Below are 21,606 nucleotides of genomic sequence, written 5' to 3' on the forward strand. Positions count from 1 at the left end.
CGCATAGTGTTTTACTTGTGGTAAAATAAGAGCAGGAAACTCCTAAAGGTTGTATTTTACTAAAGGAGAGAAAAGTAAAATAAGAGGTATATGCATATATGAATAAGCGAACAGCGTTAATACTTGGTGCAAGTGGTTTAGTTGGACAAGAGATAACGCGTCTATTACTTGGATCAGATTACTACGATTCGGTTACTATTTTTGTAAGAGAGCCAATGCAATTGCAACATGAGAAGTTACAGCAGAAACAAGTTGATTTTTCGGTATTAGAGGAATATAAAGAGTTCTTTGCTGTGGATGATGTTTTTAGTTGCTTAGGAACAACAATAAAAAAAGCAAAAACAAAAGCAAATTTTAAAAAAGTAGATTATGAATATACGTTACGAGCTGCGTGTTTAGCTGAAAAAAAAGGGGTACAAAATTTCCTTGTCGTGTCTTCTATGGGAGCGAATCCTAAATCATTCTTCTTTTATTCACAAGTGAAAGGAAAAATGGAAGAAGAATTGCAAAAGTTAGTGATTGGTGGTATTCACATTTTTAGACCATCATTATTAGTAGGAAATCGACAAGAATTTCGTTTCGGCGAACGAATGGCTGAAAAGTTATCTCGTATTATTCCGTTTATCTTTAAAGGAGCTTTCAAAAAATATAAACCAATTTCAGCTAAAGATGTGGCGAAAGGGATGTATATAACCGCGCTACGAGAAGAATCGGGTATCCATACTTATAATTCAAATGAAATTACAACGATAGAATAAATAAAACCGAGAAGAATGACTTCTCGGTTTTATTTATTCGTATGAATTTTTCCTGGTGCTCGCTTATATTGGTGAGGTTCTTGCAATTCAAAGCCAAGTTCATTGGCCGCTATTCTCGGAAAATACGGATTGCGAAGTAATTCACGTCCGATGAAAATTAAATCTGCTTCGTTATTATTTAAAATTTGCTCTGCTTGTACTCCGGTCGTAATCAATCCAACTGCACCAGTTGCAATGTTAGCATGCTCTTTAATATGTTTGGCATATTGTACTTGATAACCGGGATACACATCAATATGTGCTGGTACAACTGCGCCAGAACTACAATCGATTAAATCTATTCCCTGTTCTTTCATCCACTTTGTATACTGAACGTAATCTTGAACCGTTAGCCCGTCAGGATGATAATCATTTGCTGAAATACGAACGAATATTGGTCCGTCCCAAACTTCATTTATCGAGTCAATGATTTCGCGTAAGAAACGATAGCGGTTTTCAGGTGAACCACCATATTCATCAGTCCGCTTATTGGAAAGCGGAGAAAGAAATTCATTAATAAGATAACCATGAGCACCGTGTATTTCAATAACATCAAATCCAGCTTGTTTTGATCGTACTGCAGCTTGCTGAAAAGCTAATACGGTATCTTTAATTTGGTGTTTGCTCATTTCTATTGGCATTTTCATTGTTTCATTAAATGGAATGGCTGAAGGAGCTAACGCATCTGTTTCTAGTTCTGCTTTTCTTCCGGCGTGAGCGAGTTGAATGGCAGCTTTTGCACCATTATCATGTATAAAAGTAGTCGTTTTATGTAAGCCTTCAATTAAACTGTTATCCCAAATGCCTAAGTCTTTATTTGAAATTCGACCTTCAGGTAACACGGCTGTTGCTTCAATCATAACTAAACCAACTTGACCGGCAGCTCTTGTTCCATAATGAATGAGATGGAAATTCGTTACTTGGCCATCCCCGTTTTCCGATGAATACATGCACATAGGTGACATAACAATCCGGTTTTTTAATGTAACGTCCTTAATTGTATAAGGTGAAAAAAGTTCGGAATTCATCCAATAGCCTCCTAGATTGAATTTTCTTACATTGTATCATTCTCTTTTTTGTTTCTCTAATAAAACGCTTATACGAAAAATTTTGTATATTCGTGTTACAATGACTAATATGAACTGAATTGGAGGATGGCATATGTACCAGGCTTATTATGAAAGCGAAGTAGGTTTGCTTGAAATTACAGCGAATCAAGAAGGAATTACGTCTGTTATATTTGTTGATGAACGACAAGAAGAAAATAAAAATGAAATGATAGAACAATGTATAAATGAGTTAGATGAATATTTTAAAGGGAAAAGAAAAGAGTTTACGGTCCCGCTGTCTGCGGAGGGAACAGCATTTCAAAAAAATGTATGGGATGCACTTTATACTATTCCGTACGGCGTAAGTGCTTCATATTTAGATATTGCAGAGAAAGTTGGAAATACAAAAGCTGTACGGGCAATAGGAGGGGCAAATAGTCGGAATCCAATTTCAATAATTGTTCCATGTCACCGTGTAATAGGGAAGAGTGGAAAGCTTGTTGGATATGCTGGTGGTTTATGGAGGAAAGAGTGGTTATTAAAACACGAAGGTATTTTGAAATGACGTATGGATGGGAAGAGGGATTGTTTTGAAATGTATAAATTGTGGGCAACCTTGCGAGGAGGAACAGTTAAATTGTGCAAGTTGTCAGCGAAACTTGGATAATGAACAAGAGGAAGGTAGCTCGTTAATAGATAAAGAACTAGAAGTATATGTAGGGAGACAATATCCGTATTACAAAAGGAAATGGGAGCTTGAGAATAAGCGGATTGCTAGGTGGAGCTGGAATGGTTGGGCTGCTATTTTCAATATAGGCTGGCTAGGATATCGTAAGTATTATGTACCAGCTGCTTTATTTATGTTGTTATTAGTAGCGTGTGATGCATTTTCGTATTATATGGGGTTTAATGTAGCGTTGCCAATCATTAATATGGTGCCTCTTACGTTTTTATTACTCATTTTTATTCTGTTTGGAATGGGGATTTTTGCAAATGGATTATACTATCAATTTGCGGAAAGACGTATATACCGAATAAAAGCAAGAGAAATAAAAGATAAATCAGTTGAAAACTATCTAATCAATGATAGCGGCGGAACGAGCAAAATGGGAGCGACAATTGTTACTATTTTAGCAGTTGCTAGCATATTTTTTAGTCATTTCTTTTTTCCGACTGATCGAGACGTTATTCAAAAGGTTCGTACAAGCTCGCTTTATGAATATCCTTTCTTTTCAATAGGTGAATCTTTCGAAAATTATTTTCAAAATTCAGGTTGGATATATTATCGTGGAACGGAAGGGTTAGAATTAGTAGAATTCCAAGGATATAACACCGGAACGCCAAGACAAAAGGTGAAGATTCAATTTGTTGTCGATTATAAATTAGGTGAAGTGGAACCATACTCACTTATGGTTAATGGTGAATCTAAAACTGAAGAAGAGTTTTTGAAGCTGATGGAAGAAATATTTAAAGTTCAAAATCCATTTGATATAGAGGATGGATTACAAGTAAATGCTATTCAAGAAAGCGGCTGGAAAGAAATTTCTGATCGCTTTTTTCTATGTTTGTTAAAAATAAATATTTAAAATAATCAGAATCTTTTGTATAATGAAATATATTATATAGGATTTAACTTATACATATAGATTGGGGGAAGGAAGAATGAAGAGAAAGACAACAACAATTGCTGCACTTGCGTTAACGACGAGTGTATTGGTTGCAGGATGTGGGAATGGTGAGGAAGGCTTCGACAACGAAGAAAGAATCGAATAAGGGAATGGCCGATAAACAAGTTTTAAATTTGCTAGAAACAGCTGAAATTCCTTCAATGGATACATCTAAATCAACGGATTCTGTATCTTTCCGTGTATTTGTAAATGCAATGGAAGGTTTATATCGTCTAGATAAAGATAATAAACCAACACCAGGTATGGCAAAAGATGTGAAGATTAGTGAAGATAAAAAGACATATACATTTGAATTACGTGATGCGAAATGGTCAAATGGTGATCCAGTTCGAGCACAAGATTTTGTATATGCATGGCAACGTACATTAGATAAAGCAATAGCGGCAGAATATGCATTCATTTTATTTGATGTGAAAAATGCACAGAAAGTAAATAAAGGTGAATTACCAGCAGATCAATTGGGTGTTAAAGCGAAGGATGATAAAACGTTGGTAGTAGAATTAGAGCAACCAGCACCTTATTTTCTTGAGCTTACGTCGTTCCCTACATTTTTCCCATTAAATGAAAAATATGTGAAAGAGCAAGGAGATAAATACGGATTAGAAGCAGATAAATTAGTATATAATGGACCATTTACAATGAGTCAATGGAAACATGAACAAAATTATCAGTTGAAGAAAAATCCTAATTATTGGGATAAAGATACTGTAAAGTTAGACGAAATTAATGTAAGTATTGTGAAGGAAACAAGCACGGGAGTAAATTTATATGATAGTGATCAAGCAGATCGAGTTATTTTAACTTCTGAATTTGTTGATAAATATAAAAAGAATAAGCCAGATGAATTTAAAACGAAGTTAGATCCACGCATATATTTCTTACGTTTTAACCAAAAAAATGCAACATTTAAAAACCAAAAGGTACGTGAAGCGATTGATTTAGCATACGATAAAAAAGGAATTGCTGATGTCATTTTAAATGACGGTTCATTGCCAGCATATTTCTTAGTACCTGAAAAATTCACGACAGGTCCGGATGGAAAAGATTTCCGCTCTGTAAATAAAAACTTCCGTGATAGTAAAGATAATGCAGAGAAAGCAAAAAAATTATGGGAAGAAGCGAAGAAAGAGCTTGGTCAAGATACAATTACGGTTGAATTACTAAACGATGATAACGGTAGCCGTAAAAAAGTGGGCGACTTTATTAAGGAAGAACTAGAGAAAAACTTGCCTGGTATTAAAGTGAATTTGAAACAGCAACCATACAAGCAGAAGCTAGATTTAGAAAAGAAATTCCAATATGAATTCTCATTATCTGCATGGAGCCCTGATTATCCGGATCCAATGACTTATATTGATATGTTTGTTACTGGAAGCTCATTTAATGAAATGGATTATTCTAATCCGAAGTATGATGATTTAGTAGCGAAATCAAAAGGAGAGCTATTAAAAGATGATAAAGCACGCTGGAATGCACTTGCGGAAGCTGAAAAAATCTTAATTGGTCAAGACGCAGCAATTTCTCCTACGTACCAACAAAGTACAGCTTATTTAGAGAAGCCGTTTGTAAAAGACATTGCTAACCATACGTTTGGTGGGGACTTCAGTTATAAATGGGCATATATTACAAAAAAATAGTATAATAAAAGATGAGTGAATTTTCGCTCATCTTTTATTTGTATAAGGAGGAATTATAGTTGTTAAGGGGAATCAATCATATTTGTTTTTCGGTATCTAATTTAGAAAACTCTATTATGTTTTATGAAAAAGTATTAGAAGGAGAATTATTAGTTAAAGGAAGGGAATTGGCTTATTTTAACATATGTGGAGTGTGGATAGCGCTTAATGAAGAGACGCATATTCCGAGAAATGAGATTCATCAATCTTATACGCACATTGCATTTTCTGTTGAACAAGAAGACTTTAAATGTCTAATAAAGCGATTAGAAGAAAATGATGTTCATATTTTACAAGGAAGAGAACGTGATGTAAGAGATTGCGAATCTATATACTTTGTTGATCCTGACGGTCATAAATTTGAATTTCACTCAGGGACACTGCAAGACCGTTTAAATTATTATAGAGATGAGAAACCTCATATGACATTTTATTAGGGAGGGATAGTATTTGCATGCACTTGTAATTGGTGGAACAGGAATGCTAAAGAAAGTTTCTATGTGGCTTTGTGAGAAAGGATTTTATGTTTCTATTATCGGGCGAGACGAAGTGAAATTAGAAAATGTTAAGCAAATGAGTTCTGCACCAGAAAATATTACATGCCTTTCGTTAGATTATCATAATGATGAAGATGTAAAGCTAGCTATTAAAAGTACAATTAAGAAAAATGGCCCGATCACATTAGTTGTTGCATGGGTACACACAAGTGCAAAACATGCACTATCAAATATTTGTAAAGAACTAGATTTGTCGTCTAAAACATATAGTTTATTTCATATTTTAGGTAGTAAAGCATCACGTATGCCTGCACAAAAAATGGGGAGTACGCGATGTATTTATCATAGAATTATTTTAGGTTTTATTTTAGAAGATACATATGGAAAATGGCTTACTCATGAAGAGATAGCTGATGGAGTTATAAAAGGGATTGAAAGTAAACGAGCGGAGTGGATTGTAGGGAGAGTTGAACCGTGGGAATTACGACCAACATGGTGAGGGGGAGTAAGAAATGAAAACAACTATATATGTAACAAGGCATGGTGAAACAGAGTGGAATGTAGCGAAGCGAATGCAGGGACGAAAAAATTCTGCTTTAACTGAAAATGGTATAGTTCAGGCGAAACAATTAGGAAATCGAATGAAAGATTTACCAATCCATGCGATCTATAGTAGTCCGAGCGAAAGAACACTTCATACGGCAGAGTTAATAAAGGGGGAACGTGATATACCCATTATAGCGGATGAGCATTTCTATGAAATCAACATGGGTATATGGGAAGGAGAAACAATCGCGGATATAGAAAAGCAATTTCCAGAAGAAGTACATCTATTTTGGAATGAGCCACATCTTTTTCAGTCAACATCAGGCGAAAATTTTGAGGCCGTTTATGAAAGAGTAATTGAAGGGGTGCATCTTCTTTTAGAGAAGCATAAAGGACAAAACATATTGATTGTTTCTCATGCGGCAGCAGCAAAATTACTTGTAGGGCATTTCGCGCGAATTGAAATAGAAAATGTGTGGGATGATCCATTTATGCATAGTGCCAGTTTGAGCATAATAGAATTTGAAGAGGGTATTGGTAAAGTGAAACAATTTGCAGATATAAGTCACTTTCAATAAATATAAAAAAGGCCGCAAAACGGCCTTTTTTTGGTGGTATAAAAACTAGCAGTTACGTTTTTTATACCAGAAGTGATCGAATTTCTTATTTTTGCAAGATGGGAATTTATGTCCGCCTTTGCAATCATTCCATTTGTGTCCGCTATCGTGACAGTCTTTACCATGATCACATGAATCATCGCAAGAGCCACCGTGTCCGTTAGGGAAGAACTCGCATTTTTTACAGTAACATCGTTTAGTCCAGTAAAATTTCTTTTCAAAGCGTACACATTTTGTAACGAAAGTACAATGTTTTCTACGCGTACGTTTTGTAACTAAAACGCATTCTTTTCTACGTGTTACTTTCGTAACGAACGTCCATTTTTGAACGCGTACGCGAGTACATTTCGTAACAAATGTCCATTTTTTTACATGAGTACATTTTGTAACGAAAGTACAATGTTTCACACGAGTACATCTTGTTCTTGGGCAATTACAATCATCGCTACATTCAACTTTTGAAGAGCAATCATCATCGCATTCAAAAGTACTTGGATCTTGGTGTAAGAAATCCTCCATCCCAGCACTTTTGATTTCTTCAACAGCTTTTCTAATATCACGTTTCATAGAAATCCTCCTTATCATGTATTAAGTTGAAAAGGTATTCTTTTTCCTTAACATGATATGTATATAGGCATCTTTCTGAACAGGACAAGAGTGTAATTTTCTATAAATAGATGATAGCGGATGTATGGACAAGACAAGGCGCATACATTGAATGAAGAGAACTGAGAAGGGATGAGAAAACATGCTGCCTTCATATGATTTTTTTGTTCATCCAATGTACTTAGTGGAATTGAAAAAGGACATTTGGTCAGATAGTCCAGTGCCAGCAAAATTAACTTATGGAAAAAAGAAGTATGATATTGATATCGTATACCGAGGAGCTCATATTCGCGAATTTGAGAAAAAGTCTTATCATGTTATGTTTTATAAGCCTAAAAAATTTCAAGGTGCGAAAGAGTTTCATTTGAATTCGGAGTTTATGGATCCGTCTCTCATACGAAATAAATTATCTTTAGATTTTTTTCATGATATTGGTGTACTTTCGCCAAAATCACAACATGTATTTATAAAAATTAATGGTCAAATTCAAGGTGTGTATTTACAGTTAGAATCCGTTGATGAAAATTTTTTGAAAAATAGAGGATTACCGAGTGGTTCTATTTATTATGCGATAGATGATGATGCGAATTTTTCATTAATGAGTGAACGAGATAAAGATGTTAAGACGGAGCTTTTTGCGGGTTATGAATTTAAATATTCGAATAAAAATAGTGAAGAACAATTGAGTGAATTTGTATTTCAAGCGAATACTTTGACGAGGGAAGCCTATGAAAAAGAAATTGGGAAGTTTCTACATGTAGATAAATATTTACGATGGTTAGCAGGAGTTATTTTTACGCAAAACTTTGATGGTTTTGTTCATAACTATGCACTATATCATAACGATGAAACAAACTTATTTGAAGTTATACCGTGGGATTATGATGCGACTTGGGGGCGAGATGTACAAGGGAGACCACTTAATCATGAATATATTCGCATTCAAGGGTATAATACGTTAAGTGCAAGATTGCTAGACATACCTGTATTTAGAAAGCAGTATCGAAGTATTTTAGAAGAAATATTAGAAAATCAATTTACAGTTTCGGTTATGAGGCCGAAAGTAGAAGGGTTGTGTGAATTGATTCGTCCATATTTACTACAAGATCCATACATGAAAGAAAAATTAGAAACATTTGATCAAGAGGCTGATATGATTTATGAATATATAAATAAAAGAAGAAAATATATACAAGACCACTTACATGAATTGGATTAATTTTGAAAGAGATTGAAACGTTATCAATCTCTTTTTTTTGTATAATAAAGATGTATCAATAAAAATGAAGTAATATATTTCATAGAGAATGGGGATGCGGATATATGAAAATTAAATGGATTGATTGGGTAAAACAAATACAATCTATAGCTCAAGCGGGTTTAACGTATTCTAAGGATGTGTATGATATTGAGCGTTTCCAGCAATTACGAGATATTTCTATTTCAATGATGTCACATTACACGAAAACAGATTGGGAAGTCGTAGAGAAATTATTTGCAAGTGAGACAGGCTATCAAACACCTAAAGTTGATATAAGAGCAGTTATTTTTCAAAATGAAAAGTTATTATTTGTGAAAGAAAAAAGCGATGGGAAATGGGCATTGCCAGGTGGATGGGCTGATGTCGGTTATACGCCAACCGAAGTTGCAGCAAAAGAGGTTTTTGAAGAGACTGGTTATGAGGTAGATCATTTTAAGTTACTAGCTATATTTGATAAAGAAAAACATCAACCATCTCCATCGGCAACGCATGTATATAAGATTTTCATTGGATGCGAGATTATTGGTGGAGAAAAGAAAACTAGCATTGAAACAGAAGAGGTGGAGTTTTTTGGTGAAAATGAATTGCCTAATTTATCATTTGCTAGAAATACAGAAGACCAAATTAAAGAGATGTTTGCCTACATGAAAGACCCGCAGAAAGAGAAATTAATAGATTAATCCTGCTTGAATTGTACATATTGTTAAAATGAAGATATTGGCAGATTGCAGCCTTTATGTAATAATGGGATGGTATGTGAAGAAAAAAGGAGATAAAAAAGAACATGTTAGCAAACATAATAGATCAGTTATTGCAATTTTTCGCAAGCTTAGGTTACTTTGGGGTAGCTCTTGCTTTAATGATTGAAGTAATCCCAAGTGAAATTGTACTTTCGTATGCTGGCTTTTTAGTAGCGAATGGTAAAATTAGTTTTGTTGGTGCAGTTATCGCCGGAACGATTGGTGGTACTTTAGCACAAATCTTTTTATACTGGCTTGGATACTACGGAGGGCGTCCGGTTGTAGAGAAATATGGGAAGTATCTACTTATTAATAAACATCATTTAGACATAGCGGAAGGTTGGTTTAAGCGTTATGGAGCAGGCGTAATATTTTCTGCGCGCTTTATCCCAGTAGTACGTCATGCGATCTCTATTCCAGCAGGACTAGCTAAGATGCCATTAAAACTATTTACACTTTATACGGTTGTAGCGATCATTCCGTGGTCAATTCTATTTATATACTTAGGTGAAAAACTTGGTGGGAATTGGCGACAAATTAAAGAGTATGCATCTGATTACACACATTACATAATTATAGGAGCTGTTCTTTTTATTGCTCTATACTTTGGTTTAAAGTATTTCAAAAAGAAAAAAGCAGCGCGTTAAAGTCAATGATTTTTTCATTGGCTTTTTTTATTTGTTTCGGTTCGGTTCTAAAAAAAAAGAGTTGTCCATAATGTATAATAATAAAGCGTAGCGGAGGAATGTGATGAAAGGGTCACCGTTTATACGTGGAACGATATTTTTAACGATGGCAACGATGATATCAAAAATGTTAGGATTTATATATGTTATACCATTTACAGCAATGGTCGGTACGAGTGGATACGTTTTATATACGTATGCATATCGCCCTTATACAATTATGCTCAGCATTGCGACAATGGGATTACCACTTGCAGTTTCAAAAATGGTATCAAAATATGATCAACTGAATGATTATCATACGGTTAAGAGAGTGTTGAAAAGTGGAATCGTGTTTATGTTTATAATGGGAGTCATTTCGTGTTTTACGTTATATATGCTAGCTCCGCATTTAGCTAAGCTTGTCATCGATGGGAATGATCAAACGGGGAATAGTGTAGGAGCGGTTACTACTAATATTCGAATTGTAAGTTTTGCGTTAATACTTGTGCCAGTAATGAGTTTATTAAGGGGCTTCTTTCAAGGATTCCAATCGATGGGGCCTTCTGCATTAAGTGTAGTTGTAGAGCAATTTTTTCGGGTTTTAACCATTTTAATAGGAAGCTTTGTCGTTTTATATATTTTAAAAGCATCTGTCTCGCTAGCAGTTGGTATTTCAACATTTGGTGCCTTTATGGGAGCGGTAGGTGGATTAACTGTTTTAAGTGCGTATTATATGAGAAGGAGAAGGCACTTAAAGAAAAAAGAAATGGCAAGTATATCACAAACAACGAAATCTTTTTTCTCGCTTTATAAGGAGCTCTTTACATATTCTATTCCTTTTGTTGTGGTGGGCTTAGCAATTCCGTTGTATCAGACGATTGATACATTTACAATTAATAAACTACTTATACAAATAGGGTATATGCAAGGAGAAGCGGAAAAAATTAATGCGATAATTGGTCTTGTTCAAATGGTTGTGCTCATCCCGGTATCCGTTGCCACAGCTTTTAGTATGTCTCTCGTACCAGAGATGACGAAAGCTTACACAGCAGGAAATACGAAGCTATTGTACAAACATTTTACGAGAACAAATGTATTAGTAGTAGCGATTACGGTACCGGCGGCAATTGGAATGATGGTGTTAGCCAAACCTGTATATACTCTTTTATTCGGTGCTGGAAATGATCCAGAGGTGGGGAGAATCATTTTACAGTATTATGCTCCTGCTTGCATACTATTTTCTCTTTTTACAGTAACGGCTGCTATGCTACAAGGAATCAATCAACAGCAGAAGACGGTGCTAGGACTAGTGATTGGAATTATTATGAAGATAGTTCTAAATATTGTATTGCTTCCGTATTTCGATTATGTAAGTTTTATCATTTCAACATACGCGGGCTATACGATTTCAGTCGGGTTTAACTTGTGGATGCTTTCTAAATATGTTATAAAGGCAACATAAGCTTTTAAGGCAGAGAGCACTCTGTCTTTTTCTATGTTTATCCCGCTTTAACGGGCAGTGAGACCCTCACCTCAAAATGCAGCGAAAGAAAAGAAGTTTGGTTGGGGGCGGGCTGCCCGTAAAATCCCGATTTGTGAGGGCTAATAATCAGCGGGGGATAAAGCTACCTACTGATTAAAGTTTCACTTTATAATATTTTTCCTATAAAAACGTTTTCAAAATAATTTTTCTATTGAAATTTAAACGTATGTTTCATATGCTGAGAATGTCGGTTTAAAAACTGTGATTTAAGAGAGGTAGATTCCTACATGTAAAAAGAATCGGGGTGATAGTATGTTAAATATATATTTAACAGACCGAAACGGAAAACTACAAGAGATTGAGGAAATGCAAAAGGGATGCTGGATTAATGTACTTCATCCAACAGAAGAAGAAATTCAATATCTAGTACAAACTTTAAATGTAGACTTAGATTTCATTAAAGATCCTTTGGATGATGAAGAACGCTCTCGTATTGAAAAGGAAGACAATAATACTTTAATTATCGTGGATATTCCGACAGTTAGACATGACGAAGAAGGAAATTCGATTTATGACACGATTCCAATAGGTATGATTGTGATGCCGGATTGTTTTGTTACAATTTGCTTAGAAGAGAATCCAATTTTTGAACGTTTTATTAATCAACGTATTAAAGAATTTTATACGTTTAAGAAGACGCGCTTTGCACTTCAGCTCTTATATACGATTTCTACTTATTATTTAAGATACTTAAAGCAAATAAATCGAAAAACAATTGATTTAGAGCATCAATTAAATAAGTCGATGAAAAATAAAGAGATTTTCACATTGCTAGGCCTTGAGAAAAGTTTAGTATACTTTACGACGTCATTAAAGGCTAATAAAATTGTAATTCAAAAGTTAATGCGTAACAGTACATTTTTAAAAATGTATGAAGACGATCAAGATTTATTAGAAGATGTATTAATTGAAAATAAACAGGCTATTGAAATGGCGGAAATATATAGTCACATTTTAAGTGGAATGATGAATACTTTTAGCTCCGTTATATCAAATAATTTAAATAGTGTTATGAAACTGTTAACGTCAATTACAATCATTTTATCTTTACCGACGATGGTTTCTAGTTTCTTTGGAATGAACGTAAAGGTTCCATTTGAAGGTGAGGCTCAAGGTTTTGTAATTGTACTCATAATATGTGCAACATTATCTTGCGCTTTAGCATTTGTATTTTGGAAGAAACGTTACTTTTAACGATAGGAAAGCTGCTCTAGCATAGTTATACAACTGCGCTAGAGCAGCTTTTTTGCTATGAAATCTCAAATTTTGAATAGAATATAACTTGTACAATGTAATGTATATAAAGGGTATGTATTCCATATAAACCTTGTCCAATTAATGAAATGGGGTTAAAATTACATATTGTTAATGAAAAGTTGGAGGAAATACATCATGGAATTGTTTCAATTACCGAAAGCATTCCTGCAAATGAATACAATTTTTATCTCCATATTAATCGAGGCACTTCCTTTCGTGCTCATTGGTGTATTTATTTCAGGATTCATTCAAATGTTTGTTACAGAAGATATGGTAGCAAAATGGATGCCGAAAAACCGATTTCTGTCTGTTTTAATGGCTACTTTTTTAGGGATGATGTTTCCGGGCTGTGAATGTGGAATCGTTCCGATTGTAAGGCGATTAATCGGAAAAGGGGTTCCGCCATATGCTGGAATTGCATTTATGTTAACTGGGCCAATTATTAATCCAGTTGTTTTATTTGCAACATACGTTGCCTTTGGAAGTAGTATGCACATGGTATGGTATCGTTCTATTGTAGCGATTATTGTAGCCATTATCGTTGGAATTATATTATCATTTATGTTTAAAGAACATCAATTAAGAGATGATCACTTCCCAGAAGTGAATCATAAGCGTCCATTACGTAAAAAAATGTGGGATGTGTGTACGCATGCTGTTGAGGAATTTTTCTCGATGGGAAAATATTTAGTATTAGGTGCGTTAATTGCGGCTGCAGTTCAAACGTTTGTACAAACTTCAACACTTCTTGCTATAGGACAAGGGCCGTTCTCTTCACCAGCTGTTATGATGGGACTTGCTTACATTTTATCACTTTGTTCAGAAGCAGATGCATTTATTGCTTCGTCATTCCAAAGTACATTTTCAACAGCATCACTTGTCGCGTTCCTTGTTTACGGACCAATGGTGGATATTAAAAATATGTTTATGATGCTTGCGACATTTAAAACAAAATTTGTAATTGTCGTTACAGTTACAGTTACACTTGTTGTTTATGCAAGCTCACTACTCATTTATGCGATAGGGTGGTAGGTTATGTTTCGAGCGTATATATTATTAGGTTTTACAATATTAATTGCGCAGCTTCATATTTCAGGCAATATTACGAAGTATATCAATATGAAGTATGCCTATTTATCAACAACAGCAGCTATTATTTTAGGATTCTTAACGATTGTTCAAATTATTATCGTTTTCCAAAAAGAACATCAAAAAGAGAAGGAACAGCACAATTGTGGTTGCGATCATAGCCATTGCGGACATGATCATTCAAAAGATGAGAATACGTGGTGGAAAAAAGCATTTTCGTACACATTGTTTTGTTTTCCGATAGTCACAGGATTGTTTTTCCCGATTGCAACATTAGATTCCGACATTGTTAAGGCGAAGGGATTTCATTTTCCAGTAGCACAAGCAGAAAGTAAAGATCCATTTATGACAAGGCAATTTCTAAGACCTGATACGAGCATTTATTACGGGAAAGAAGGATACCGAGGTGTAATGGAAAAAGGTAAAAAAGAATTTGTTACGAAAGATAGTATTAATTTAAAAGACGAAGATTTTCTAAAAGGGATGGAGACAATTTATAATTATCCTGGTGAGTTTACTGGGAAAAAATTATCCTATAAAGGGTTTGTTTTCAGAGATGATTCATCTAAAAAAGAACAATACTTCTTATTCCGTTTCGGTATTATACATTGCGTAGCAGATTCTGGTGTGTATGGTATGTTAGTGAAAAAACCAGAAGGTGTAGAGTGGAATAATGATGACTGGATTCAAGTAGAAGGAGAGATAACTACTGAGTTTTATCAGCCGTTTCATGCAAATATTCCTGTATTAGAAGTAACAAAATGGAATAAAGTTGAACAGCCGAAAGAACAATATGTATTTAGAGGAGCCGATTGATAAAATCGGTTCTTTTTTGTGGACTAAAAGTTCTGAATGTTGTTAATATTAAATGTGTAGTTCATTTAGTATAGTGACTATTAAAATGTTAGGGATAAATCATTAAAGGGGTGATAACAATGACGGAAGTAAAAGGAAAAACTGCCAATGAGTCAAGAGTTTTCAAAACGAGCCGAGTATTTCCAACAGATTTAAATGATCATAACACGCTATTTGGTGGGAAGATATTAGCGGAGATGGATATGGTTGCTTCTATTTCAGCATCCAGACATTCGAGAAAGGAATGTGTCACAGCATCTATGGACTGGGTTGATTTCTTACATCCTGTTCGTTCTTCAGATTGTGTTAGTTATGAATCTTTCGTAATTTGGACGGGGAGAACTTCGATGGAAGTGTTTGTGAAGGTAGTGGCTGAAGATTTAATCTCAGGTGAGAAGCGTATAGCGGCAACGTCATTTGTTACTTTTGTTGCACTTAGTAAGGAAAATAATCCAGTTCCTGTACCGCGTGTTATCCCTGAAACAGAAGAAGAGAAAGAATTACATCGTATTGCTGTATTACGTGCAGAACAGCGTCATATACGTAAGGCAGAGAGTAAGAAAGTAGCTACATTGTTAACTTTTTGAGATGAATATTTAGCCATTTAAGTTACTATAGCAGGCGGAAATGATTTTAAAATGAAAAGCGGACACCTAAAAAATAGGTGTCCGCTTTTATAATTTTTTCATCCACATATCATATGACAGTAGCTACTTAGCAGAAGCAAGCAGCACCGACGATGATTAAGAGGATAAATAATACGACTAATAGCGCAAATCCATTACCATGTGCGAAGCCCATTGTTATTTCCTCCTTTTATTTTAAGATACAACATACAATATGCAAATGAGCTATTGTTTGATATGGACATATATCATGTAATGACATATTTTCTTGAATGATAATGTAATAAAAAAGGGAAGATATAGAAATAACAGTAAGTGGAGAAAGGAATTTATCCATGAAGTACTTTTTCGCTATAATCCTTTGTTTAATAGGTGTATTCATTTGGATGAATATCGATGTAGAAATGGGGAAGGAAATGGCTAGTGAATATGAATTAGGAAAAGTTCGATTAGGTGAATTTCAACTATATACGAACGGTGAAGAGTTATATAGGAAATTATTTGACGATATAAACGATGCAGAAAAGTATATATATATCCATTTTTATATTGTAGGAAAAGACGAAATAAGCCAAGAGTTTTTACAGTTATTAGAGAAAAAAGCATCTAGCGGAGTAGAAGTGAAATTGTCAGTCGATCGGGTAGGCGGATATAAGCTGAAGAAAAAGGTAATTAGCCGATTAAAAGAGAACGGTGTGAAGTTTACATTTAGTAAAAAACTGAAACTGAAAAATGTGTTCTATTCTTTGCATCAACGGAATCATAGACGTATTGTTACGATTGACGGAAAAGTATCATATATCGGCGGCTTTAACATTGGAAAGGAGTATCTTGGACAAAATCCGAAATTTGGTCCGTGGCGTGATTATCATGTACGAGTCAAGGGGAATGGTGCCACGGATATGGAAAGAAAATTTGCTGCTGATTGGAAAGAAGATACAGGAGAAAAAATGCCTATACATGAAAGTATACCTACATTAGGGAATGTGAAATATCAATATTTATTTTCAGATGGAAAAGGTTTATGGGAAAAATATGGAGCACTATTAAAGCAGGCTAAAAAATCTTTAATTATTGCTACGCCATATTTTGTGCCAAGTAAAGAAATGATGAAAGAGTTAAAAGATGCATTAAACCGGGGTGTCAATGTGAAAATTCTCGTACCGTTTAAAAGTGATGCCATATTGTTAAAACAAGCTGCTTATCCGTATTTGAAAGAGATGAACCATGTTGGAGCTGAGATCTATCAATATCAGAATGGTTTTTTTCACGGGAAAGTAACAATCATTGATGGAGAAATTGTTGATATTGGGACAGCGAATTTTGATAATAGAAGTTTTTATTTAAATTGTGAGTCTAACTGTATCATATATGATAAAACAGCTGTTGATGAAGTATGGAGTCGATTACAGGTAGACTTTCATAAATCAAAAAGATTTTCAGAAGAAGACTTTGAGAAAATTAGTAAATGGGATTGGTTTTTAGCAAGAATAGCAAACGTTATAGCATCATATTTATAACATATAGACAATAGAGAAGGGAGGCACTTTCATGGACTGTATGAAAGAATTAATGAGATATAGTTATATGCTCATATATCAGGTTGGGGAGTATACAGTAGAGGTGAGAGACGAAGAATTAAAGGAGTTATTGCAGCAGCATTTACCATATATGTTACAAGCATATAATGAGCAAGTGAACTTTCAAGAAGGAGAGAATGTACAGCATATTACTTGTGAACCTCTTCCATTTTATTTGCATGAAATAGAAGAGGAAACGGAATATAAAGATACAGGAGATATCTATATTGCTACTGCATATATTTCGCATTTAAAACGATTAGCACTAAAGTTTGCTCAAGTTGCAGTGGAAGTTGCTAATCCGGAGTTTCGCTCATTTTTGGAAAATTGTTTCCTGAAAATGAACCGTTACGCTTATAGTGTGTGGCAATATGTTATGAAGAAGGAATATAAGATTACACATCTATATGAAAATGAAAAGTTTGCATGAGAAACTAAGGCGGAATGGTATGCGCCTTAGTTTTTTACGTCCATTGAGAGAAAATAACTAGTTTTATTGTGTATCGATTGGAAATGGAATATATAAATTAAAATCAAGTTTTGTTATCAGAAAATTTACAATAATTTACCGTATATTTACTGTTTTTCAATCTCTCCTTTAAAAATAGAGAGTAATATGGGATTGTACATATTCTATCACAAGGAGGAAACGCAAATGAACAAATGGGTTAAATCATTGACTGCTATGGCACTTGCAAGTTCTTTATTAATGGTAGGTTGTAGTAAAGGTGAGGATAAGAAGAAAGAAGAAGATACAACTACACAACAAGAGGACAAAAAGGATAAAGAAACAAGTGGAACTGAGAAGTCTACGGATTCTAAAGAAAAGAAATAAAGTAATAATAGAGCTTCCTCTTACATATGAGGAAGCTTTTTTGTTGTAATTTGATTGAGAGTATTGAAAAATAGAGAAAGAAGGAAAGAGGAGGGAAATAAATGAAAGTATGCATATTGGGAGCAACGGGACGAGTAGGTTCAAATATAATAAAATTAGCACTAAAGGATTCAGCTGAAGTGACAGCATTAGCACGTGATTTAAGTAGAATAGAAATACAACATGAAAGGTTGCGAGTGATAGAAGGTAATGTATTAAACGAAAATGATATAAAGAAAGCGATAGAAGGAAGTGATATAGTAATTAGTGCACTTGGAACGGATCAAAATGGAACATTAGCGAAGAGTATGCCACAAATTATAAAGGAAATGGAAGAAAAAGGGGTTCGTAAAATCATTACAATAGGAACAGCTGGTATTTTACAAGCAAGATCAAATCCCAATTTATATCGTTTTCAATCAACGGAATCCAAAAGGAAAACGACAACGGCAGCAGAAGATCATTTGGCTGCATATAAGGTACTAAGTAATAGTAATCATTTATGTTGGACAGTTGTTTGTCCGACACATTTAATAGACGGTGAGGCGATAAAGGTATATCGAACTGAAAAAGATATATTGCCAGAAGGTGGATCAAAAATTACAGTAGGTGATACAGCACACTTTGCATGGGACCTATGCAAGAAAAACATATATGAAAATAGTCGAGTAGGTATTGCATATTAAAAAACCATCCCGAAGTCGGGATGGTTAAAAGATGATATAACATACGAAGATGATAATCATAATGATTTGGAGAATTGCTTTCGCTACTGTACTGCTTAAAAAACCAACTACAGTAGCGACTCCAACTAGAAAGGCATCTTTTGGCGCTTTTTTATGCACTAGTTCTGTTATAAATACTGATAAGAACGGTATGATAATAAGTCCGAATGGGGGGAAGAAGAACGATCCGACAATGATAGAAATCATTCCGACACGTTCGCCCCATTTAGAACTACCGTATTTTTTTAAAAAATATCCATTTGCAATAAAGTCAGCAACGAAAATGAAAAGAGTAAAAATGATTTGAATAATCCAAAAAGAAGTTGTTAATTCTCCTCCATTTATACCGAAATGGTAAATCAAATATCCAGCCCAGACAGCTAGTATGCCAGGGATAATTGGATAAATAAAGGCGAGAAATGAAACAACGAAACAGGCAATGATACAAATTGTTAATAAAACAGTCACTTTATAGCTCCTTTTTAATATCTAGTTTATGTACAGCAACTTTTTTGACTTGATGTCCATCAAGTTCTAATACTTTAAATTGAAAACCAGCATATTCAATGGAATAGCCAGCTTCAATATTTAAGTCAATTGCTTGAGAGAGAAGCCATCCTCCGATTGTATCTAAATCACTATCATCAATATGTAGGCCAAAGATATCATTTACTTCAGAAATAAGCACCTTTCCATCTAAAACAGTAAGCTTAGGCGTACGTTTTTCAATCATAGGTGATTCATCCGCATCGAATTCATCTTGAATTTCTCCAATGATTTCTTCAAGAATATCTTCCATCGTTAAAAGCCCGGCAGTTCCACCATATTCATCCATAACGATTGCCATCTGAACACGATTTTTTTGAAGATGTACTAACGTTTTACGAATTGGAACTGTTTCAAATACAGTTAGAACAGGATGTATATAAGATTCAAGTGGTTTATAAATACCTTTTGTTTGATCATGGAATACTTCTTTCGTATTGATCATCCCGATAATATCATCTTTATCTTTTTCAATGATTGGATAGCGTGTATATTTTTCAGTAGCGACGATATCCATATTTTCTTCTAACGTATTTTCAGTAGATAGGCAAATCATTTCGGTACGAGGAACCATAATTTCTTTTGCAACTCGATCATCAAATTCAAAAATATTATTTACATATTTATATTCGGTTTGGTTTATTTCACCACTTTTAAAACTTTCACCTAATATGAGTCGCAATTCCTCTTCAGAATGAGCCAGTTCATTTTCTTTCGCAGGTTCTAATCCGAGTAGTTTTGTGAAAAATATAGCTGTACTATTGAGCAGCCAAATGAATGGATACATAATTTTATCAAATAAAATAAGCGGTCTTGCAAATTTAAGTGTGATTGCTTCTGCTTTTTGAATTGCGAAAGACTTTGGAACTAACTCACCTAATACAACGTGGAAAAATGTAATAACGCTAAAAGCGATAATAAAAGATAAAGTGTTAGCCATTGTTCCAGTAATATTAATTTTTTCAAAGAGCGGTCGTAGCAAATGTTCTACAGTCGGTTCACCAAGCCAACCAAGCCCTAAAGAAGTGATTGTAATCCCGAGCTGACAAGCTGATAAATAAACATCTAAATTTGATATGACACTTCTTGCAGCTAAAGCTTGTTTATTACCTTCATTTGCAAGTTGGTCAATTCGACTTTTTCGTACTTTTACAACAGCGAATTCTGATGCAACGAAAAAGCCAGAAATAAGAATAAGTACAAAGATGAGAAAAATATTTAATATGTCCAAGTGTATTCTCCATTCCAAGGTTTGGAATAAAGATGTCACCTCCTGCAATTATGTTATACTTTTATAATAAATCCAAATGAAAAGAATAGTCAAAGGAAAAGGGTAAATATTGGTATGTTTCTGTAATAGTTTTTGAATTTGCTGTTATTTTGTCCGCTATACAAAAGGAATAACCCTCTACTTTTAGATTATAGAGGGTTATTTCAAATTAAGGTTTTGGAACACTTCTCGTTAAAGTGTATGACTGTTGCTTGGAGTAATTTGTGGTCCATAGTGTTTGAAGGAAAGAAAGCATGCTATAAGGGATATAGAGTAGTAATAAGCCGATTGTAACAATTATGGGGGAATTTCCGCCAAATTGAACGATAAATTGTAACAGTCCATTTGCATGAAAAACGCATTCCATAAAAACGAATGAAAGAATAATGGAACCTAAAATTGATTTATGATTCGAAGTAAGCGCCAAAAACAATGTATCCACAAGAAAAGAATCATGTTTTATTTCATATTCATTTTTGTTTTTCAAGAAAGGAATCCATTTTTGTACTGCTTGCATAACGATAATCATGGAAGTACTACATACGATAATAAAAGATGAGTAGTAAGGAAGGTTTATAAATTGTGCAACGTATAGAAGTAGTAATAAGACTGAACATTGTAATACTACAGTGCAAAAAGAGTAAGGTATCCAATTTAATACAGTAGTAAACTTTTTAAACGAGTTAGGTAATTTGAAAAATAAATGGCCGATACCCAAACTTATGAAAAATCCGATCGCAAGGGTAAAAGTAAAACGAACAATCGATATAAAATATATTTCCCATATGTAAGGGAATAATGGTGTTGAATGATTAGAAGTATGTATCATTTGGTTTGCTGAGAAAAAGATAGATTCATGCATCCAATCAACCTTTGGAATTGATATAGAAGAAAGCTGTGCGAAGTTTTGAAAAATGCTAATAAATCCATTTTGATAAGAGTAATTGTGTGTAGTAAAAAGAGCTGGAATAGGACTTATGGCAAAAATAACAATAACACCAATTATAAATTTACATATATGTGAGTGTAATAAGGACATATAACCACCTGCTCTTGGAATATTCAGAAAATTCTTATTCTTATTTTAGCTTTTTTT

The 21,606-nt window shown here is 34.2% G+C and carries 24 protein-coding genes and 1 pseudogene; 19 read left to right on the top strand and 6 right to left on the bottom strand.

The annotated features are described in order from the left end of the window. Positions 1-98: 98 nt before the first annotated feature. Positions 99-758 carry an oxidoreductase gene (locus AXW78_RS09850; protein ID WP_061884083.1) on the top strand — a complete coding sequence of 220 codons (660 nt, stop codon included), beginning with the start codon at positions 99-101 and terminating at the stop codon, positions 756-758. 29 nt (positions 759-787) lie between these two features. Here AXW78_RS09850 and namA read toward each other — a convergent pair whose 3' ends face one another. After that, on the bottom strand, positions 788-1,825 hold the full coding sequence (gene namA, locus AXW78_RS09855) for an NADPH dehydrogenase NamA (protein ID WP_001083646.1): 1,038 nt from the start codon (positions 1,823-1,825) through the stop codon (positions 788-790). 133 nt (positions 1,826-1,958) lie between these two features. Here namA and AXW78_RS09860 point away from each other — a divergent pair, with 133 nt between their 5' ends. From AXW78_RS09860 to AXW78_RS09885, 6 genes and pseudogenes are all read left to right on the top strand, one after another. After that, the gene (locus AXW78_RS09860) at positions 1,959-2,411 is read left to right on the top strand and encodes a methylated-DNA--[protein]-cysteine S-methyltransferase (protein ID WP_000283913.1); all 453 of its coding nucleotides are present in this window, start codon (positions 1,959-1,961) and stop codon (positions 2,409-2,411) included. 7 nt (positions 2,412-2,418) lie between these two features. Next, on the top strand, positions 2,419-3,432 hold the full coding sequence (locus AXW78_RS09865) for a DUF2628 domain-containing protein (protein ID WP_081113936.1): 1,014 nt from the start codon (positions 2,419-2,421) through the stop codon (positions 3,430-3,432). A 76-nt stretch (positions 3,433-3,508) separates the two neighbouring features. Next, positions 3,509-5,171, top strand: a pseudogene (locus AXW78_RS09870) (peptide ABC transporter substrate-binding protein). A gap of 59 nt (positions 5,172-5,230) precedes the next feature. After that, positions 5,231-5,647 carry a FosBx1 family fosfomycin resistance bacillithiol transferase gene (gene fosB, locus AXW78_RS09875; protein WP_061884085.1) on the top strand — a complete coding sequence of 139 codons (417 nt, stop codon included), beginning with the start codon at positions 5,231-5,233 and terminating at the stop codon, positions 5,645-5,647. A gap of 13 nt (positions 5,648-5,660) precedes the next feature. After that, complete coding sequence (locus tag AXW78_RS09880) at positions 5,661-6,206, top strand: short-chain dehydrogenase (RefSeq protein WP_000543109.1); 546 nt, start codon at positions 5,661-5,663, stop codon at positions 6,204-6,206. A 13-nt stretch (positions 6,207-6,219) separates the two neighbouring features. Beyond that, positions 6,220-6,831: a phosphoserine phosphatase 1 gene (locus tag AXW78_RS09885; RefSeq protein ID WP_000858824.1), complete on the top strand. Its 612-nt coding sequence runs from the start codon at positions 6,220-6,222 to the stop codon at positions 6,829-6,831. A 45-nt stretch (positions 6,832-6,876) separates the two neighbouring features. Here AXW78_RS09885 and exsB read toward each other — a convergent pair whose 3' ends face one another. Then, positions 6,877-7,437 carry an exosporium protein ExsB gene (gene exsB / locus AXW78_RS09890; RefSeq protein ID WP_000817483.1) on the bottom strand — a complete coding sequence of 187 codons (561 nt, stop codon included), beginning with the start codon at positions 7,435-7,437 and terminating at the stop codon, positions 6,877-6,879. 181 nt (positions 7,438-7,618) lie between these two features. On the opposite strand from exsB, the gene cotH reads away from it, so the two are divergent. From cotH to AXW78_RS09930, 8 genes are all read left to right on the top strand, one after another. Continuing rightward, a complete protein-coding gene (gene cotH / locus AXW78_RS09895; protein ID WP_000938002.1) occupies positions 7,619-8,695 on the top strand; it encodes a spore coat protein CotH in 1,077 nt (358 codons plus the stop codon). A 104-nt stretch (positions 8,696-8,799) separates the two neighbouring features. Beyond that, a complete protein-coding gene (locus AXW78_RS09900) occupies positions 8,800-9,417 on the top strand; it encodes an NUDIX hydrolase N-terminal domain-containing protein (protein WP_000695954.1) in 618 nt (205 codons plus the stop codon). A gap of 104 nt (positions 9,418-9,521) precedes the next feature. Beyond that, positions 9,522-10,124 carry an undecaprenyl phosphate transporter UptA gene (locus AXW78_RS09905; RefSeq protein ID WP_000880691.1) on the top strand — a complete coding sequence of 201 codons (603 nt, stop codon included), beginning with the start codon at positions 9,522-9,524 and terminating at the stop codon, positions 10,122-10,124. A 103-nt stretch (positions 10,125-10,227) separates the two neighbouring features. Continuing rightward, the gene (locus AXW78_RS09910) at positions 10,228-11,607 is read left to right on the top strand and encodes a putative polysaccharide biosynthesis protein (RefSeq protein WP_000678843.1); all 1,380 of its coding nucleotides are present in this window, start codon (positions 10,228-10,230) and stop codon (positions 11,605-11,607) included. A gap of 333 nt (positions 11,608-11,940) precedes the next feature. After that, positions 11,941-12,882, top strand: a complete 942-nt coding sequence (locus AXW78_RS09915) for a magnesium transporter CorA family protein (protein ID WP_000932387.1) — start codon at positions 11,941-11,943, stop codon at positions 12,880-12,882. A 198-nt stretch (positions 12,883-13,080) separates the two neighbouring features. Continuing rightward, positions 13,081-13,977 (top strand): permease, encoded by an 897-nt coding sequence (locus AXW78_RS09920; RefSeq protein ID WP_000418723.1) that lies wholly within the window; start codon positions 13,081-13,083, stop codon positions 13,975-13,977. Between the two features lie 3 nt (positions 13,978-13,980). Continuing rightward, positions 13,981-14,850, top strand: coding sequence for a TIGR03943 family putative permease subunit (locus AXW78_RS09925; RefSeq protein ID WP_000488052.1), 870 nt, complete (start codon positions 13,981-13,983; stop codon positions 14,848-14,850). Between the two features lie 119 nt (positions 14,851-14,969). Next, positions 14,970-15,476 carry an acyl-CoA thioesterase gene (locus tag AXW78_RS09930; protein ID WP_000141164.1) on the top strand — a complete coding sequence of 169 codons (507 nt, stop codon included), beginning with the start codon at positions 14,970-14,972 and terminating at the stop codon, positions 15,474-15,476. Between the two features lie 127 nt (positions 15,477-15,603). Here the strand turns inward: AXW78_RS09930 and AXW78_RS31995 are convergent, their stop codons facing one another. Next, on the bottom strand, positions 15,604-15,690 hold the full coding sequence (locus AXW78_RS31995; protein ID WP_000505094.1) for a YjcZ family sporulation protein: 87 nt from the start codon (positions 15,688-15,690) through the stop codon (positions 15,604-15,606). A gap of 160 nt (positions 15,691-15,850) precedes the next feature. Here AXW78_RS31995 and cls point away from each other — a divergent pair, with 160 nt between their 5' ends. The 4 genes from cls to AXW78_RS09950 all read left to right on the top strand — a co-directional run bounded on the left by cls (position 15,851) and on the right by AXW78_RS09950 (position 18,655). After that, positions 15,851-17,035, top strand: a complete 1,185-nt coding sequence (gene cls, locus AXW78_RS09935; protein ID WP_003300934.1) for a cardiolipin synthase — start codon at positions 15,851-15,853, stop codon at positions 17,033-17,035. Between the two features lie 31 nt (positions 17,036-17,066). Beyond that, positions 17,067-17,525: a spore coat protein gene (locus AXW78_RS09940; protein WP_061884086.1), complete on the top strand. Its 459-nt coding sequence runs from the start codon at positions 17,067-17,069 to the stop codon at positions 17,523-17,525. 225 nt (positions 17,526-17,750) lie between these two features. Beyond that, complete coding sequence (locus AXW78_RS09945) at positions 17,751-17,930, top strand: hypothetical protein (RefSeq protein ID WP_001045967.1); 180 nt, start codon at positions 17,751-17,753, stop codon at positions 17,928-17,930. Positions 17,931-18,031: 101 nt separating this feature from the next. Next, complete coding sequence (locus tag AXW78_RS09950; RefSeq protein WP_000861628.1) at positions 18,032-18,655, top strand: NAD(P)-dependent oxidoreductase; 624 nt, start codon at positions 18,032-18,034, stop codon at positions 18,653-18,655. A 24-nt stretch (positions 18,656-18,679) separates the two neighbouring features. On the opposite strand, the gene AXW78_RS09955 is transcribed toward AXW78_RS09950, so the two are convergent. The 3 genes from AXW78_RS09955 to AXW78_RS09965 form a co-directional block, all read right to left on the bottom strand. Beyond that, the gene (locus tag AXW78_RS09955) at positions 18,680-19,162 is read right to left on the bottom strand and encodes a DUF456 domain-containing protein (RefSeq protein WP_000217337.1); all 483 of its coding nucleotides are present in this window, start codon (positions 19,160-19,162) and stop codon (positions 18,680-18,682) included. 1 nt (position 19,163) lies between these two features. After that, positions 19,164-20,471: a hemolysin family protein gene (locus AXW78_RS09960; protein ID WP_000353731.1), complete on the bottom strand. Its 1,308-nt coding sequence runs from the start codon at positions 20,469-20,471 to the stop codon at positions 19,164-19,166. Positions 20,472-20,679: 208 nt separating this feature from the next. Further along, entirely contained in the window at positions 20,680-21,549 is an 870-nt protein-coding gene (locus tag AXW78_RS09965; RefSeq protein ID WP_061884087.1) for a hypothetical protein, read from the bottom strand. Between the last annotated feature and the right edge of the window lie 57 nt (positions 21,550-21,606).

Source organism: Bacillus thuringiensis, from assembly GCF_001595725.1.
Classification (GTDB): Bacteria; Bacillota; Bacilli; order Bacillales; family Bacillaceae_G; genus Bacillus_A; species Bacillus_A thuringiensis_K.